The organism is Aeromonas sp. 600282, from assembly GCF_049175755.1.
In the GTDB taxonomy this organism is placed as follows: domain Bacteria; phylum Pseudomonadota; class Gammaproteobacteria; order Enterobacterales; family Aeromonadaceae; genus Aeromonas; species Aeromonas veronii_A.
In genome coordinates this window covers 41,614-59,193 of record NZ_JAAKVR010000005.1, presented here as the reverse complement: position 1 = coordinate 59,193, position 17,580 = coordinate 41,614, and the positions used below count along the sequence as shown (strand labels likewise).

Genomic DNA, 17,580 nt, shown 5'->3' with positions numbered 1-17,580 from the left:
GAAGGCGAGGAAAGGTGCTAACGAGATGTTAAAAACAAGGTACAGATCACGGCTTAAACTGTGAGAAATTTTGCAAATAACCAAAAATACAGAAATTCCCACTACCTTTGTGCCAGTTTGCCGGATAGATAGTGACGCAAAGCAGATAAACAGTCGGTAATCTGTTCGATTTTTGTTAATTTATGCGTTCGAGGCTGATAAAGCGGTAATCGTCCTGGGTTTTCAGCCGAAAATAGCCATGCACACCATTGATGGCGACAAAGGGGCGTATTTTTTCTATGCCAAGCTCCAGGGTCAATCCCTGTTCGCTGCGCACCACCAGCCGTCTGGCATGGCCCTGATACATCAGCATCACCTCGTCACTGCTCAATGAGAGCCGAAAAGTAAACTGCTTCACACTTGCTCCTGATCACACGACAAATCACACAATAGGGGCAGGCGCATTCACGCCCCTGCCCCGTCGACACTTACTGCTGCAGCGCCTTGCTTACCTTCTCGAACAGATCCCGTGCCAGCCCCTCAAGGTTGGCAAGACGGGTCAGCTCGGCGCGGATCAGGGCCTTTCGCACCTCATCCAGTCGCTTGAACTGGATAAGCGGAGTGATGAGGCGGGAGGCCACCTGCGGATTGACCTCGTTGAGCTCGATCAGCAGATCGGTCAGGAAGCGGTAACCGCTGCCATCCACCGCATGGAACTGCACCTGATTGCTCATGGCGAAGCTGCCGATCAGCGCCCGCAGCCGGTTCGGATTGCGAATGCTGAAAGTGGGGTGATTCATCGCCTGTTTCACTTCGCTAAGAACATCGGCAGCCGGTTTGCTACCAATCAGCCGCAGCCAGTTGTCCAGCACCAGTCCATCCTTGGCCCACTTGCCTTCAAAATCGGCCAGCAGCGCAGCGCGGCATGGCAACAGATAGCCGTTGGCCACCTGCAGCGCCGCCAGGGTGTCGGTCATGTTGTCGGCAGTTGCATACTGCTCGCGCACCAGCGCATCAGCATGCTCCGCATCCAGCGCAGCCAGATAGCCGAGCACCACCCCTTTGAGGGCCCGTTTGGCCATGTCGGCATGCACCACCTGATAACCATTCAGACGCAGACTCTGATAGGTTGCCGCCAAACGCGCGCCAAAGGCCTCGGCAAGACGGGTGTGGATCGCGTCGCGCACCTGATGGATGGCATCAATATCGGCCACCTCGAACAGCTCGGCCAGGGTCGCTTCACCGGGCAGCGCCAGGAGCTCCGCCTTGAGGGCCAAATCGAGATCGCTGTCGTCCAGAATGGCGACGAAGGCGGCCAGCAGGGTTTGGGAGAGCTCAACCCCCTGCCCATGCTGGACCCGTGCCACCCCATCGATGACTGCTTTGTTGATCAGCATCTGGGCCGCATCCCAGCGGGCAAACTCGTTGCGGGCAAAGCGCATCAGGAAGGCGAGCGCTTCGTCGCTGTAGTCATAGTGCAGCTTGACCGGCGCGGAGAAGTCCCGCAGCAGGGAGGGAACCGGTTTGACCGGCACCCGATCGAACTCGAAGGTCTGCTCCGCTTCCAGCACATCGAGCACGTTGCCGATGGCCTTGCCCTGATACTGCAGCGCAATGACAGCACCCTGCTCGTCATATAGCTCGATATCGAGAGGGATATGCAGCGGCAGCTTTTGCGGTTGATCCTGAGTCGGCGGGGTGTGCTGGCTTACATGGAGGCGATAGATACCGCTGGCGGCATCGTACTCGTCGGTAACGGTCAGCTCGGGGGTGCCGGACTGGCTGTACCAGCGACGGAAACGACCGAGATCCACACCGGAAGCATCCTCCATCGCCTGCACGAAATCATCGCAGGTAGCGGCCGAGCCGTCGTGACGCTCGAAGTAGAGACGCATGCCGGCCTGGAAGGCAGCTTCACCCAGCAGGGTGTGCATCATGCGGATCACTTCCGACCCCTTCTCGTAGACGGTCAGGGTGTAGAAGTTGTTCATCTCGATCACCACATCCGGGCGGATCGGGTGCGCCATGGGGCCGGCATCTTCGGCAAACTGCGGGCCGCGCACGGTACGCACGTTGTTGATGCGGTTGACACCACGGGAGCCCAGGTCGGAGGAGAACTCCTGATCCCGGAATACTGTCAGCCCCTCTTTCAGGCTGAGCTGGAACCAGTCTCGACAGGTGACGCGGTTGCCGGTCCAGTTGTGGAAATATTCGTGACCGATCACCCGTTCGATACCGTGGTAGTCGCTGTCGGTGGCGGTGGCCGGATTGGCCAGCACGAACTTGGAGTTGAAGATGTTGAGCCCCTTGTTCTCCATGGCGCCCATGTTGAAGAAGTCCACTGCGACGATCATGTAGATGTCGAGATCATACTCGAGGCCGAAACGCTGTTCGTCCCAGCGCATGGAGTTTATGAGGCTCTCCATGGCAAAACCGGCGCGATCGAGGTTGCCCTTGTCGACGAAGATCTCGAGGGCAACCTTGCGGCCGCTCTTGGTGGTGTAGTGGCTGCGCTCCACATCGAAATCACCGGCCACCAGCGCAAACAGGTAGCTGGGTTTGGGGAAAGGATCCTGCCACTGCACGAAGTGACGGCCGCCATCCAGATCACCGCTGTCGACCTTGTTGCCATTGGAGAGCAGGAAGGGGAACTGGGCTTTGTCGGCGGTAATGCGGGTGCTGTAACGCGCCAGAATGTCGGGGCGGTCCAGATAATAGGTAATGCGGCGAAAACCCTCCGCTTCACACTGGGTGCAGTAGGCATCGCCAGACTTGTAAAGCCCTTCCAGCGCGGTGTTGGCAGCCGGATCCAGCAGGGTGACGATTGTCAGCACACATTCGGACGGCAGGTTGAACAGGGTCAGACTGCTCTCGCCTTGCTCGTAGTGGTCACAGGGTATGCCATCAATGGCAACGCTTTTGAGGGTCAGCTGCTCACCATCGAGGACGAGCGGCGCATTGTGCTCGCCGTTGCGGCGAATGCGAGTGATGGCGGTGACCTGGGTCAGCGGCTCCTGCAGTTGGAAATCGAGGTCGATGGTGTCGATCCAGTAGAGCGGCGCCTGATAATCCTGGCGATATTTGGCCGTCATGGCCTGGGAGTGATCGGTCATTATTGTCTGCTTCCACGCTTGTTAAAGGCGAGAAAGAGGCTGTCACAACCAACTGGTGGGGTCAAACAATTTGCATTACGTCAAATACGTCAGACAAAAAGAAAGGGCGACCGCAGTCGCCCTTGTGCATTGGAGGTCGCCTTGTCAGCTGCGTTTGCTGACCTTGGCCAGATCCGCAGTGATATTGGCCGCTTCGATGAGATACTCATCGGGTGCTTCAAAATCAGCGGGCAGTTCATCCAGACTCTTCACCGCCGGCTTCCCAAGACGTGCCAGACGCTCGTTGGTACGTTTGAGCGCTTTCTCATCCTGTTTCGCCTGCTCTGCAACACGCTCCGCCTCGTTGAGGGAGACCGACTTCTTGTCTTTCTCCTCCTTGTAGTCGGCGATGTCCTGCATCACATAGGCAAACTCGGGATCCTTGGCGATCCGGGCATCGTGCGCCGCCTGCAACTTGGGCAGTACGCTGGCGAAGTTGCCGAGTTTCTCGTAGTTGGCGGAGGCAATCTTGTCCCACGGCAACGCATTGAACTCACGGCTTTCGCCCGTCTCTTCCGGAGCAACCGGTGTCGGGAAGCTGATATCCGGCGCAACGCCCTTGTTCTGAGTGCTGCCACCGTCGATCCGGTAGAACTTGGCGATGGTGTACTGCACGTGACCGAGCGGCTGCTCGTAAAAGTCATAGACCTTGGCGAGACTGCGATGCTGCTGCACCGTCCCCTTGCCGAACGAGTTTTCACCCAGAATCAACGCGCGGCCATAATCCTGCATGGCGGCAGCGAAGATCTCGGAGGCCGAGGCACTGTAGCGGTCGATCATCACCGACATCGGGCCGCCGTAGTAGACGTTGCCATCGTCATCGCCATTGACCGTGATACGGCCCATGTGATCACGAATTTGCACCACGGGCCCGCTGGCAAAGAAGAGACCGCTCAGGGCGGAAGCTTCAGTCAGAGCGCCACCGCCGTTACCGCGCAGATCGATGATCAAGCCATCGATCTTCTTCTTGTTCAGGCTGGAGAGCTCCTTGATCACGTCATCATGCAGATTGACGTAGAAACTCGGGATCTCGATGACGCCTATCTTCTTGCCTTCGGCGTTAATCACCTTGGACTTGGCTGCCCGGTCTTCAAGGCGCACCTTGTCGCGGGTCAGCTCGATCTGCTCGGTCTTGGCGGTTGCGCCCTTGCCGCGCTGGATCTCCAGCTTGACCTTGCTCCCCTTGGGCCCCTTGATGAGCTCAACCACGTCATCAAGACGCCAGCCGATCACATCGACAATCTTGCCATCTTCCTGCCCCACCCCGGTGATCTTGTCATCGGGTTTGAGATGGTTGGATTTGGCAGCCGGGCCACCGGGCACCAGAGAACGGATGACGGTAAAGTCATCTTCCGCCTGCAACACGGCACCAATCCCCTCCAGCGAGAGGTTCATCTCGGTGTTGAAACGATCGGCACTGCGCGGGGAGAGGTAACTAGTGTGTGGTTCGATGGCGCGAGCGAAGGAGTTCATGAAGAGCTGGAAGACATCCTCGCTCTCGGTCTGGGACATCCGCTTGATGGCGTTGTTGTAACGCTTGCCAAGCAGTTCCTTGATCTCGGGCCACTCCTTGCCGCTGAGCTTGAGGCTCAGGGCATCGAACTTGACCCGCTGACGCCACAGCTCGTTGAGCTCTGCTTCATCTTTGGGCCAAGCCGCCCCTTCCCGATCGAACACATAGTTGTCGGGCTGGGTGAAATCAAAGGGAGTATCAAGCAGTTTGAGGGCGTATTCGAACCGCTCATAACGCCGTTGCTGACTCAGGTTGAACATCTCGTAGGCGGGAGCCAGACGGCCTCTTTCGAGGTCGGTGTCAAAACCGTTACGGTACTTTTCAAAACGGCTGATATCAGAGGCCAAAAACAGGTTGCGGCTGTAGTCCAGATTCTCCAGATATTTATCGAAAATCACGGAGGAAAAGGCATCGTCCAGCTTGAACTGTTTGTAGTGCGAGCGGGTAAACAGATTGGTAATTCGCTTGCTGGCCGTAGCATGTTGGCTCTCTTGAGCCAACACAGGCAAATCACTCTCCTTGAGCACCGGCTCGATGGCCTGTGCAAGCCCGGCAAGCGCCAGGCTACAGGCTACGAGGGAAAAACGAATTACGCCATGCTTCAACATTTGTCTCCTTAGAGAACCAAGTGCTCTGATTTGACCCGCACCATCATGCCGGTCTGCAGTTGGACCTGTACATCGTCCTTGGTTACTTCCTTGATGGTTGCCGGAACCGGGAATTTACCCATAACGACGCGCACATCCTGGCCCACTTTCAGCGTAGCGGCATCCACTTTAACCAGCGGAGCGTCAGCGACCGGTGCCTTGGCGGCAGCTTTCGGCTTGGCAGCTACATCAGCTTTCTCGGTTTTGCGCACAGCAGGACGACGGGGCTTCTTGGCCTTCTCATCCTTCTCTTTGGTATTGGTACGACGGCTGGCGAATACGCGTTCTTTGCTCTCTTTCAGAGCTTGCTTGGCGTGCTCGATGTGCTCTTCGGTCAGCAGCTCGCCCGGGTTGCCATCCAGATCAACGCGAGCCTGGCCAGCTTTGAGACCGTGCAGGTAGCGCCAGCTGGAGGTGTATTGACGCAGTGCGGAACGCAGCATGGTCTTGGAGACTCTGGCATCGTCAGCAAGACGCTCGGCCAAATCCTGGAAGATGCCAATCTTGAGCGGCTTGGCCTCTCCTTCAGCAACGAAGCAGGCCGGGAATTTCTCGACCAGGTAGGCAACGATCTCTTTACTGTTCTTCAGCTTCTCAGTGTTTTCCATGTATAACCTTGGCTTTCATATAAACGCACGGGCACGTCCCGAGCACAACAAAGGCCCCATTATAGAGAGCTTGGGGCCTTTTGCGAACCATCTAGCAATGACTTAGAGCATGCTTTCCAAAATTTGCACCGTTTCTTCGAGGCCAATCCGGTCTTCCTGGTCGAAACGGTTAAAAATCGGACTGTCGATATCGAGTACCCCGATGATCTCGCCACCACGGCGCACCGGGATCACGATTTCCGAGTTGCTCGCGCCATCACAAGCGATGTGACCATCGAACTGGTGGACATCGTCAATGAGCTGGGTTTTCCCCTCTGCCACTGCCGTACCACACACACCGCGGCCGACCGGGATCCGCACGCAGGCTGGTTTGCCCTGAAATGGCCCCAATACCAGGGTCTCGCCCTGCAACAGATAAAAACCGACCCAGTTGATCTCCTCCAGCTCCTGATTCAGCAGCGCGGAGAGGTTGGCCAGATTGGCAATAAGATCGGTTTCCCCCTCCAGCAGCGCCTTGGCCTGCTGGTTGAGGGTGCGATAAAATGGTTGTTTTTCAATCATGATTAAATGAACTTCACTCCCTGATGGTTTGGGGAAGGTAACGCCTGGCCGGGAAATTTCAAATATTTTTTCCACTCCCCGCTCCTTGCGCCGTTATTCCCGGGCAACGGAAAGCGCCAATTGCTGGCGTTGACCATTACTCCACTCGATATTTAACAACCAGATCATGACGGGTGATGTACAACTCCCCACCTGGGTTACCCCCTGCCACTGTCCGTCTATTTGTTCAAAGTTCACCGGAATGGTGCCCATAAACATATCTTTGCCTTCGAGTGTCGCTTTCACCGGTTTGATGGCCGGATCGCCGCCGCTAATAGCGATGACAAAGTCATGTTCAGCGCGCAGCGGTAATTCCTTGATGGCGACCGTCAGCGACTTGTCACCAATCAGCGCGCTGCAAGGGGTGTGGGAAAGATCACAAATCTGATCTTTTGTCTGGTCAGCAGAGACGCTGTTATCGACCGAAAACCAGGTGCGATAGGCCATCAGCGCCAATAACAGCGCCAATACCAGTACGAGGTGCAAAACTTTACGTGCGGTAAGTCTCTCTTTCATCAAAAACAGCCCGATTAAGATGCAATTAAAATAGTTTTTTGTGATCTCGAACAAGGTAAAAAACTGCCATATCGAGACCGGACGGAGCCAAATATATCACTGTTTATACTGTTATTTTACCTGTCACTTCAGTATCATTCCCATGCAGTTTTCATTTAGCCATCTTTTGCTTTTCCTTTCGTTAACAGATGTTAACAACTGGTCGGCGGTGGCTGATGAAGCCAGTCCGGTTCTCCGGATACAAAACCAAACAACAGCAGCATCGGAAGCGGAATATAACGATGAGCCATACAACTAACCATCCTGAGTACAACTACACCGTTGTTCGCCAGTTTACCGTCATGACGATTGTCTGGGGAATTGTCGGCATGTCGGTTGGCGTACTGATCGCAGCCCAGTTGATCTGGCCTGCCCTCAACTTCGAGACCCCGTGGCTGACTTACAGTCGTCTGCGGCCCCTCCATACCAACGCAGTGATCTTCGCCTTCGGCGTCAGTGCACTCATGGCCACCTCGTTTTACGTGGTGCAGCGCACCTGTCAAACCAGACTGTTTGGTGGCCCGCTGGCAACCTTCGTCTTCTGGGGCTGGCAAGCAATCATCCTCTCTGCCGCCATCTCTCTGCCGCTGGGTTACACCTCCGCCAAAGAGTACGCCGAGCTGGAGTGGCCGATTGATATCGCCATCACTGTGGTATGGGTCGCCTATGCCATCGTCTTCTTCGGCACCCTGATGAAGCGCACCACCTCCCACATCTATGTGGCGAACTGGTTCTTCGGCGCCTTCATCATCACCGTTGCGGTGCTGCACATTGTCAACAACATGGAAGTGCCGCTCTCCGGCATGAAGTCCTACTCCATGTACTCCGGCGCCATGGACGCCATGGTGCAATGGTGGTATGGCCACAACGCGGTAGGCTTCCTGCTGACCGCCGGCTTCCTGGGGATGATGTACTACTTCGTGCCCAAGCAGGCCGGTCGTCCGGTTTACTCCTATCGCCTCTCCATCGTGCACTTCTGGGCGTTGATCTCCCTCTATATCTGGGCCGGTCCGCACCACCTGCACTACACCGCACTGCCTGACTGGGCTCAGTCACTGGGCATGGTGATGTCCCTGATCCTGTTCGTACCCTCCTGGGGCGGCATGATCAACGGCATCATGACCCTCTCCGGTGCCTGGCACAAACTGCGTTATGACCCCATCCTGCGCTTCCTGATCGTCTCCCTCTCTTTCTACGGCATGTCGACCTTCGAAGGCCCGATGATGGCGATCAAAACCGTCAACGCCCTCTCCCACTACACCGACTGGACCGTTGGTCACGTGCACTCCGGTGCGCTGGGCTGGGTTGCCATGGTCTCCATCGGTGCGGTTTACCATCTGATCCCGAACCTGTTCGGCCAGGGCCGGATGTACAGCGTCAAGCTGATCAACGTTCACTTCTGGCTGGCGACCGTGGGCACCGTGCTCTACATCGTTGCCATGTGGATTTCCGGCGTGATGCAGGGCCTGATGTGGCGTGCAGTCAACGAAGACGGCACCCTGACCTACAGCTTCGTTGAAGCGCTGCAGGCATCCTATCCCTTCTATTTCGTGCGCTTCCTGGGTGGCTGCTTCTTCGTCACCGGCATGTTGCTGATGGCTTACAACGCCTATCGCACCATCACTGCGCCCAAAGGTTCTCTGGAACCTGTCGCCCAGCCAGCATGATTGAAGAGGTCAACCCATGAGCAACAATAACCGTCACGAAATATTTGAAAAAAGCGTTCCCATGCTGGTGGTCGGCATCATCTTCGCCATCAGTCTGGGGGGGCTGGTTGAAATCACTCCGCTGTTCTTCCAGAAGCAAACCACCGAGCCGGTGGAGGGCCTCAAGCCCTACACAGCCCTGCAGATGGAAGGACGCGACATCTTCATTCGCGAAGGCTGCACCAACTGCCACAGCCAGATGATCCGTCCGTTCCGTGCCGAAACCGAGCGTTACGGTCACTACTCGGTCGCTGGCGAGAGCGTCTGGGAGCACCCCTTCCTGTGGGGATCCAAGCGTACTGGTCCGGATCTGGCCCGTGTTGGTGGCCGCTACTCCGACGAGTGGCACAAGGTTCACCTGATCAACCCGCGCGATGTGGTACCGGAATCCAACATGCCCGCCTACCCCTGGCTTGATACCAATGTGCTGACTGGCGAGATGACCGGCAAAAAACTGGCGCTGTTCCGCGATCACTTCGGTGTGCCCTATACCGACGCCGATATTCAGGGTGCTGGCGAAGCCGTCAAGGGCAAAACCGAGCTAGATGCGCTGGTGGCCTATCTGCAATCACTGGGTCATGCCCTGAAATAAGGAGGCGAAAATGGACTACGGCACATTTCGCGGTCTGTATACCCTACTGTTGATGGCCATCATGATTGGCATCATCGTCTGGGCCTACAGCAAACGCCGCAAGACCTCTTTCGACGAGGCTGCCAATCTGGTTTTTGCCGATGATGAGCAACCCGGTGCTGATAAAAAGAACGCAGGAGCGAAACAATAATGAGCACTCTGTTTAGCATTTTTGTGACTGTCATCAGTCTGGGAACCATCCTCGGCTGCTTCTTGCTGCTGATGTGGTGCCGCAAGGACAAGATGGGTGTTGAAGAAGGCAAATCGATGGGTCACTCCTTCGATGGCATCGAGGAGATCAACAACCCGCTGCCGAAGTGGTGGACTTACATGTTCCTCTTCTTCATCGTCACCGGTCTGGTCTATCTGGTCGCCTTCCCGGGGCTTGGCAACTTCAAAGGCCTGTTGGGCTGGCAAAGTTCCAACCAGAACGTGCGCTCGTTGGCCGAATCCAAGGCTGCAACCGAATCGGCCAAGGCTGAAGGTCGCGCGGTGGAGTATGACCGCGAGGTCGCCAAGGCTGACGAGATCTACGGCGCCAAGTTCCGTGAACTCACCTACGAAGCGGATGGCAAAACCTATCGTGCCATTACCGAGATCGCCAAGGATCCGGAAGCCCTCAAAGTGGGGCAGCGTCTGTTCCTGCAGAACTGCTCCCAGTGTCACGGCTCCGATGCCCGTGGTGGCCGCGGCTTCCCGAACCTGACCGACAGCGAATGGCAATGGGGCGGCCAGCCTGATCAAATCAAGACCACCATCATGGGCGGTCGTCAGGGGATCATGGCTGCTTGGGGTGAAATCCTCGGCAAAGATGGCGTTCAGGAAGTGGCCTCCTATGTGCTGAGCCTCTCCGGTCGCAAGGTCGACCTGGTGGAAGCGAAGAAAGGTGAAGCACGCTTTGCCATCTGCGCTGCCTGCCACGGGGCCGATGCCAAGGGCGGTGTTGCCGTCGGTGCGCCAGATCTGACCAACAACACCTGGCTCTACGGTGGCTCCCGCGAAGTGGTGGTACAAACCATCACCCACGGTCGTCACGGCGTGATGCCAGCCTGGAAAGATATTCTGGGTGAGGACAAGGTTCACCTGCTGGCCTCCTACGTTTACAGCCTGTCTCATCAACAGTCTGCCAAATAAGGTTCGCCCGTAACGTTGTAACATGTGATAAACACGTGATTACACAGCAAAAAGCCTCGACTCCTCGAGGCTTTTTGTTATCTTGTGTTGCGTAAAAACCATCTTCCACGTTAATCATTCGTTTCATGGCAGTAGCAATCATGACCCAACCTCTATCCAAACCGTGGTATCGCCAATTCTGGCCCTGGTTTATCATCGCCCTCCCCACTGCCGCCGTTGTCGGCAGCATCGCCACCGCCATCATCGCCAGCAAGGATGGGGTCAATCTGGTGGCCGAGGACTATTACAAACAAGGGAAAGAGATCAATCAGGACTTGAGCAAGTTTGACCGCTCCGAAGCCCTCAATATCCGCTTTGGACTGGAGGTTGACGGCAACGAGCTGACCCTCAAACCCATCAGCGGTGACATTCCTGCCGGGCAAGCTCTCTATCTCTCATTGTTCCACCCGACCTTGGCCGGTCAGGACAGTGAACACATGATCACCGCCGATGCGAGCGGTACCTATCGCCTCCATTTCGACAAGCCGCTGGTCGGCAAGTGGCACATTCGGGTCGATGCCTTTGATCACCAATGGCGATTGCAAGAGACCGTCCAGCTGCCCACCCAGGCCCCTGTCGAACTCGACCCGAAAGGACGCTAAGCCATGACCGGCTGTTCTCACTGTGGCGAGCCGGTGCTCGCCAGTGCCCCTGCTGCTTGCATTCTGCATTCAGGGAGGCATAACGCATGACCCCCTGCTTTCACTGTGGCGAGCCGGTACCCGCCAATAGTGGCTATTCCCTCGAGATAAAGGGGATTGTTCGCCCCATGTGCTGCCCCGGCTGTCAGGCTGTGGCAGAAACCATCATGGAGTGCGGCCTCGCCAGTTACTACGATCACCGCACCGCTCCCGGCACCAAGGGCGATCTGGTGCCCGAGGAGCTGGCCGCCCTCACCCACTACGATCTGGCAGAAGTACAACAGGATTTTGTCACCGACAACGGTACCCTTCGCGAAATCCAGCTGACAGTTGAAGGGCTCACCTGCGCCGCCTGTGCCTGGCTTATCGAACGTCACCTAATGACCCTTGGCGGCCTGCGCTACATCAACGTCAACACCACCACCCACCGGGCCCGCATCAAGTGGGATCCGGGCCAGCTCTCCCTGAGTGACATCCTCAAGGGATTTGCCCAGATCGGCTATCGCGCCTATCCGTTCCAGACCCATCAACAGGAGGCGCTCTACGCCAAAGAGGTGCGCAGCTATATGTTCCGGCTGGCACTGGCAGGGCTTGGCTCGATGCAGGTGATGATGTGCGCCGTGGCTCTCTATATGGACCTCTTCATCAGTGTTGAAGATGAGTTCATGGTCTACTTCAAGTGGATAAGCCTGTTGCTCTCCACCCCCATCATGATCTATTCAGCCCAACCCTTTTACGTGGGTGCCTGGCGCAGCCTGAAACAGGGCCATCTGTCGATGGATGTGTCGGTGTCGCTGGCGCTGATCGGGGCTTTTATCGCCTCCATGTGGGCCACCGTGTTCAATACCGGTGAGGTCTATTACGACTCCATCACCATGTTCGTCTTCTTCCTGCTGCTGGGGCGCTTTCTCGAGTTGCGGGCCCGGCGCAAGGCGTCGGAATCGAGCTCCAACCTGGCACGACTGGTGCCCATCATGGCGACCCGCATCGATGATGAAGGGGAGCATGAGGTAGCGGCCAAGACCTTGCAGGTCGGCGATCGGGTACGGGTGCTGGCCGGAGCAACCTTGCCGGCGGACGGCATCATTGTCGAAGGGCAAGCCAGCCTCAACGAATCCATGCTGACCGGTGAACAGCTGCCCCTGCTCAAACAGCCCGGTGAGCAGGTCTATGCCGGTACCATCAACACCGATGCCCCGCTGCAGATCCGGGTCAGCCACCGTATCGAAGAGTCGCGGATCGCCCAGATCATGCGGCTGCAGGATCACGCCCTCGACGACAAACCGGCCATCGCCCAGATGGCGGATCAGCTGTCGCGCCACTTTATTCTGGTGCTGCTGATCATTGCCGCCGCGGTCTGGACCTTCTGGCACTTCCATCAACCGGATCAGGCGTTCTGGGTCACCCTCGCCGTGCTGGTTGCCACCTGCCCCTGTGCCCTGTCGCTGGCCACCCCGACGGCGCTGACCTCGGCCACCGCCAATCTGACCCGTAACGGCATTCTGCTGCGCCGTGGTCATGTGCTGGACGTGCTGACCAAGGCCAACCGGATCGTGATGGACAAGACCGGTACCCTGACCACAGGGGAGATCAGTCTGACGCAGACTCAAGCGTTGGCCGACCTTGACGTGGCCCACTGCCTCGCCATCGCTCGGGCCATGGAGGCGCAATCCGAACATCCCATTGCCCGTGCCTTCCGACTGCCCGCCGACAGCATCGCCGTGTTGCCATCCGTTCGCGAGATCACCCCGGTCATCGGTCACGGCATCACGGCGCTGGTGAATGGCGTACGTTACCGCATCGGCAGTGCCCGCTGGCTTGGGCTGGATCCGGCGCAAGAACGCGGCCGCGGTCTGGCTATCTATCTGGCCGACGAGCAGCAGGTCTTGGCCCGCTTCAATCTGGAAGATACCCTGCGCCCCGATGCTAGGGCGCTGATCGCGGCATTCAAGGCGGCAGGTCTGCAAACTACCGTGCTGACTGGCGACAGCTCTTTTCAGGCAGACGAGATTGCCCGCGAGCTGGGCGTGGATGAGCTGGTCAAGGGGGTCTCACCCGATGGCAAGCTGACCTACCTCAAGGCCCGGGAAGCCCAGGGGGATATCAGCATCATGGTGGGCGATGGCATCAACGACGCCCCGGTACTGGCCGGAGCGCACGCCTCGTTTGCCATGGCTGGTGGCACCGATCTGGCGAAAAACAGCGCCGATGCCATCCTGCTGGCCGATGACCTGAGCCGACTGCTCGAGGCCAGAGTGCTGGCAATGCGTACCCGCAAGATCATCATCGAGAACTTCGCCTGGTCCATCGGTTACAACCTGCTGGTGTTGCCGCTGGCGGCCTGCGGCTGGCTGCCCCCCTATCTGGCGGCGGCGGGCATGTCGCTCAGCTCACTCATCGTGGTAACCAACTCCATGCGCCTCAACCGATGAGGCTGGTGGCGGAAAATAGCTGAAAATGTGGCCTGCCTTCGATGCAGGCCACATTTCTAATTGATAGCGGCTGGCCCCCTGCCCGAACAGGGTTACCATAGGGGACGCTTGCCAAGGAAGAACGCCAAGGTACCTCTCATGAATATAATTTTTGTCCTGATCCCCATCGCCATCCTGTTTGTGATCATCGCCGGGGTCGTCTTCTTCTGGGCCATTCGCTCCGAGCAGTTTGAAGATCTCGACCGGCAGGGTTCCAACATCCTGTTTGACGAAGAGCAACCCACCCACAAACCCGCAAAGCCTGCTGACCATGACCCACAACCTTGATCTGGCCGGCGCCCTGCTGGTCGGACTGGCAGGCTCCGCCCACTGCATCGGCATGTGTGGTGGCGTCTCCGCCGCGCTCTCCATGGCAATCCCCGCCAACAAACAACACTTCTGGGGGCGGCTCGCCTATCTGCTCAACTACAACCTCGGCCGGATCCTGAGCTATGTCATTGCAGGTGCACTGGTGGGCGGCCTGCTCGCCACCACCAGTGAGCTGGGCGCTGGCAAACACGCTATTGCCGGCTTGCGTCTCGTGGCAGCGCTATTGATGATTGCGCTTGGTCTCTATCTGGCGGGCTGGTGGCAAGGGATCTTGCTGCTGGAGCGGCTCGGCGCCAGATTTTGGCCACGTATCAAACCGCTGGCGGGCAAATTTATCCCCTTCACCTCACCTGTGCAGGCACTGCCCTTTGGCATGGTGTGGGGTTGGCTCCCCTGCGGGCTGGTCTACTCCATGCTGACCTGGAGCGCAGCGGCGGGTTCGGCCAGTGGCGGGGCGCTCATCATGCTATTTTTTGGCCTCGGCACCCTGCCCACCCTGTTTGCGTTGGGCGGGCTCGCCGATCGCCTGAGATACTGGCTCACCCTGCGCAGTTTGCGCCTTGGCGGTGCCCTGCTGCTCATTTTGTTCGGGGTGCATACCTTCTGGATTGGCATTGCTTCCTTTTGAAACCCTATCCAAAACGGATGAGTTGATGGTAAACTTGTTTGATATAAATCAATTATTCGTATGAGCCTATGATCCCGGAAAAGAAACCTGGCAGACGTATCCAGAGCGGTGGCTGTGCAATTCATTGCCAGGATTGCAGCATCAGTCAGCTCTGTATTCCCTTCACTCTGAACGACAACGAGCTTGATCAGCTGGACAGCATCATCGAGCGCAAGAAGCCGATCCAGAAGGGTGAAGAGCTGTTCAAGGCTGGCGATGAGTTCAAATCGCTCTATGCCATCCGTTCCGGGACCATCAAGTCTTACACCATCACCGAGCAAGGGGATGAGCAGATCACCGCGTTCCACCTCGCTGGCGATCTGGTCGGTTTTGATGCCATCCACAAACAAGCACACCCCTCCTTCGCCCAGGCGCTGGAAACCGCCATGGTGTGCGAGATCCCCTTTGAAGTGCTGGATGATCTCTCCGGCAAGATGCCCAAGCTGCGCCAGCAGATCATGCGTCTGATGAGCAACGAAATCATGGGCGATCAGGAGATGATCCTGCTGCTCTCCAAGAAGAATGCCGAAGAGCGCCTCGCCGCCTTCCTGCACAATCTGTCGGTACGCTTCTCCGAACGCGGCTTCTCCGCCAAGGAGTTCCGTCTATCCATGACCCGTGGTGACATTGGCAACTATCTGGGGCTGACCGTTGAGACCATCAGTCGTCTGCTCGGCCGTTTCCAGAAGTCCGGTCTCATCAGCGTTAAAGGCAAATACATTACCGTACTGGATCAGGTCGCGCTGGGCATGATGGCCGGTGCAACTCGCCCGCCCTGCGGCTGATTTTTCCGCTTACCCTCTCACTTTTTTCCTGCTTTCCCTGCCGGATCCTTTCCTCTGGAATGTGATCCGGTACGTTCCCCATACCCTCCTCCTGCGCTAAGCTGTAATGGCTAAGATTCTGCTGTCATTGGACTTTTCCAAGGAGGAGAAGATGGTCAAATATCAGAATATTCTGGTGGTTATCAATCCAGAAGAGGAGCGCCAAATCGCCCTCGAACGGGCAGTCAAAGTCGCCGAGCTGGACGAAAACGCCCATCTGACCCTGCTGCTCACCATCTATGACTTCTCGTATGAAATGACCGCCATGCTCTCGGTGGACGAGCGGCAAGAGATGCGCGACGGCGTCATTTCACAGCGACGTGAGTGGCTGGACGAGATCCTGACCCCCTATCGGGCACAGGGGATCGAATGCGAAGTGAAAGTGGTCTGGCACAATCGCCCCTTCGAGTGTGTCATTCAGGAAGTGCTGGAGCAGCGCCACGATCTGGTGGTCAAAGCCACTCACCATCACAGCTTCCTGCAAACCTTCATCTTTACCCCCACCGACTGGCACCTGCTGCGCAAATGCCCCTGTCCGGTGCTGCTGGTCAAAGAGGGTCACTGGCAACGGGACGGCAACATCATCGCCGCCATCAACTGCTCAAGCGACGATCCGGATCAGAAACTGCTCAACGAACGGATCACCCAGGAGGGAAGCGACATCGCCGAGCTGCTGGGCTCCAACCTCTATCTGGTCAACACCTACCCGGGCACCCCGGTCAACGTGGCCATCGAGCTGCCGGAGTTTGACCCCAACGCCTACAACGAAGCGATCCGCAAGCACCACGAAAGCCTGCTGCTCAGCCATGCCGACAAGTTCGGGATCGGTCATCTCTGGACTCGGGTAGCAGAGGGACTACCGGAAGAGGTGTTGCCGGATATGGCAGAAGAGCTCAAGGCAACCCTGATGATCATGGGCTGCGTCGGTCGCACCGGGCTTTCTGCTGCTTTGCTCGGCAATACCGCCGAACATGTGATTGACCGCCTCTCCTGCGACATCCTGATCCTCAAACCGGCGGACTACAGCTGCCCGGTCGACAGCCGTCGCAATCAATCATAAGGTGCCTGGCACCTTGCCCTCCCCCGGGACATGGCTATAATAACGCGCTTATTTGTGTCCCGGGTTTTACGAGCATGCTAGAAGAGCTGAACGCCAAAGAAAAATACAGTTTTAACAAACTGCAGAAGCGCCTGCGGCGCAACGTGGGTCAGGCCATTGCCGACTTCAACATGATTGAAGAGGGCGACAAGGTCATGGTCTGCCTCTCAGGCGGCAAGGACAGCTTCGGTATGCTCGACATACTGATGAGCCTCAAAGCCAGCGCCCCCATCCATTTCGATCTGGTTGCCGTCAACCTGGATCAGAAGCAGCCCGGTTTCCCCGAGCATGTGCTGCCCGAGTATCTGGATTCCCTCGGCATCGAGTACAAGATTGTTGAAGAGGATACCTACTCCATCGTCAAGGAGAAGGTACCGGAAGGCAAAACTACCTGCTCTCTTTGCTCACGGCTGCGCCGCGGTATTCTCTACCGCACCGCCCAAGAGCTGGGTTGCACCAAGATTGCCCTTGGCCACCACCGCGACGACATCCTCGAGACCCTGTTCCTCAACATGTTCTACGGTGGCAAGCTCAAGTCCATGCCGCCCAAGCTGGTGAGCGACGATGGCAAGAACGTGGTGATCCGCCCGCTGGCCTACTGCAAAGAGAAGGATCTGATCCGCTACGCCGACGTCAAAGCCTTCCCCATCATTCCGTGCAACCTGTGCGGCTCGCAGGAGAACCTGCAGCGTCAGGCCATCAAACAGATGATGCAGGATTGGGATCGCCGCTTCCCCGGTCGTATCGAAACCATGTTCACCGCCATTCAGGACGTGATCCCGAGCCACCTGCTCGACCACAAGCTGTTTGACTTCAAGAGCATCAACCGCGACTCCGGCATCATCGATGGCGGCGACAAGGCCTTTGATCCGCCCGAGATGCCAAAGGCGCCGCTGCTGGATATCGACGAGATGGACATGCTGGATGTGATTGAAGTGCGCTAAGCCGCGCTCACAGGGCAAACACCACGCAATAAAAAAGGAG

Annotated in this window: 17 protein-coding genes; 11 read left to right on the top strand and 6 right to left on the bottom strand. The window is 57.3% G+C overall.

Annotated elements, in window-relative coordinates:
* Positions 1-175: 175 nt before the first annotated feature.
* The 6 genes from G5137_RS06925 to G5137_RS06900 form a co-directional block, all read right to left on the bottom strand.
* Positions 176-397 (bottom strand): DUF2835 domain-containing protein, encoded by a 222-nt coding sequence (locus G5137_RS06925; RefSeq protein WP_033136823.1) that lies wholly within the window; start codon positions 395-397, stop codon positions 176-178.
* Between the two features lie 70 nt (positions 398-467).
* On the bottom strand, positions 468-3,092 hold the full coding sequence (gene pepN, locus G5137_RS06920; protein ID WP_421255128.1) for an aminopeptidase N: 2,625 nt from the start codon (positions 3,090-3,092) through the stop codon (positions 468-470).
* Between the two features lie 144 nt (positions 3,093-3,236).
* Entirely contained in the window at positions 3,237-5,252 is a 2,016-nt protein-coding gene (prc, locus tag G5137_RS06915; protein WP_421255127.1) for a carboxy terminal-processing peptidase, read from the bottom strand.
* 8 nt (positions 5,253-5,260) lie between these two features.
* Positions 5,261-5,899, bottom strand: coding sequence for an RNA chaperone ProQ (gene proQ, locus G5137_RS06910; RefSeq protein ID WP_005351923.1), 639 nt, complete (start codon positions 5,897-5,899; stop codon positions 5,261-5,263).
* Positions 5,900-6,001: 102 nt separating this feature from the next.
* The gene (locus tag G5137_RS06905) at positions 6,002-6,460 is read right to left on the bottom strand and encodes a GAF domain-containing protein (protein WP_040065573.1); all 459 of its coding nucleotides are present in this window, start codon (positions 6,458-6,460) and stop codon (positions 6,002-6,004) included.
* Between the two features lie 93 nt (positions 6,461-6,553).
* Positions 6,554-7,015, bottom strand: coding sequence for a hypothetical protein (locus G5137_RS06900; protein WP_040065751.1), 462 nt, complete (start codon positions 7,013-7,015; stop codon positions 6,554-6,556).
* A gap of 281 nt (positions 7,016-7,296) precedes the next feature.
* On the opposite strand from G5137_RS06900, the gene ccoN reads away from it, so the two are divergent.
* The 11 genes from ccoN to ttcA all read left to right on the top strand — a co-directional run bounded on the left by ccoN (position 7,297) and on the right by ttcA (position 17,540).
* Positions 7,297-8,721, top strand: coding sequence for a cytochrome-c oxidase, cbb3-type subunit I (ccoN, locus tag G5137_RS06895; protein ID WP_005336616.1), 1,425 nt, complete (start codon positions 7,297-7,299; stop codon positions 8,719-8,721).
* A 16-nt stretch (positions 8,722-8,737) separates the two neighbouring features.
* A complete protein-coding gene (gene ccoO, locus G5137_RS06890) occupies positions 8,738-9,352 on the top strand; it encodes a cytochrome-c oxidase, cbb3-type subunit II (RefSeq protein WP_021230095.1) in 615 nt (204 codons plus the stop codon).
* A 10-nt stretch (positions 9,353-9,362) separates the two neighbouring features.
* The gene (locus G5137_RS06885; RefSeq protein WP_005336620.1) at positions 9,363-9,542 is read left to right on the top strand and encodes a CcoQ/FixQ family Cbb3-type cytochrome c oxidase assembly chaperone; all 180 of its coding nucleotides are present in this window, start codon (positions 9,363-9,365) and stop codon (positions 9,540-9,542) included.
* Positions 9,542-10,525, top strand: coding sequence for a cytochrome-c oxidase, cbb3-type subunit III (ccoP, locus tag G5137_RS06880; protein ID WP_421221769.1), 984 nt, complete (start codon positions 9,542-9,544; stop codon positions 10,523-10,525). Before G5137_RS06885 ends, ccoP begins: the two co-directional genes overlap by 1 nt.
* Positions 10,526-10,665: 140 nt before the next feature.
* Entirely contained in the window at positions 10,666-11,166 is a 501-nt protein-coding gene (locus G5137_RS06875) for a FixH family protein (protein ID WP_421255126.1), read from the top strand.
* An 86-nt stretch (positions 11,167-11,252) separates the two neighbouring features.
* Complete coding sequence (locus G5137_RS06870) at positions 11,253-13,637, top strand: heavy metal translocating P-type ATPase (RefSeq protein ID WP_421255125.1); 2,385 nt, start codon at positions 11,253-11,255, stop codon at positions 13,635-13,637.
* A gap of 138 nt (positions 13,638-13,775) precedes the next feature.
* On the top strand, positions 13,776-13,964 hold the full coding sequence (ccoS, locus tag G5137_RS06865; RefSeq protein ID WP_005360558.1) for a cbb3-type cytochrome oxidase assembly protein CcoS: 189 nt from the start codon (positions 13,776-13,778) through the stop codon (positions 13,962-13,964).
* Positions 13,948-14,634: a sulfite exporter TauE/SafE family protein gene (locus G5137_RS06860; protein ID WP_279502064.1), complete on the top strand. Its 687-nt coding sequence runs from the start codon at positions 13,948-13,950 to the stop codon at positions 14,632-14,634. The genes ccoS and G5137_RS06860 overlap by 17 nt, the downstream gene beginning before the upstream one ends.
* 68 nt (positions 14,635-14,702) lie before the next feature.
* Positions 14,703-15,458, top strand: coding sequence for an FNR family transcription factor (locus G5137_RS06855; protein WP_005336632.1), 756 nt, complete (start codon positions 14,703-14,705; stop codon positions 15,456-15,458).
* Positions 15,459-15,609: 151 nt separating this feature from the next.
* On the top strand, positions 15,610-16,557 hold the full coding sequence (gene uspE / locus G5137_RS06850; RefSeq protein ID WP_201956730.1) for a universal stress protein UspE: 948 nt from the start codon (positions 15,610-15,612) through the stop codon (positions 16,555-16,557).
* Between the two features lie 74 nt (positions 16,558-16,631).
* Positions 16,632-17,540 (top strand): tRNA 2-thiocytidine(32) synthetase TtcA, encoded by a 909-nt coding sequence (ttcA, locus tag G5137_RS06845; protein WP_005336634.1) that lies wholly within the window; start codon positions 16,632-16,634, stop codon positions 17,538-17,540.
* Positions 17,541-17,580: the final 40 nt, after the last annotated feature.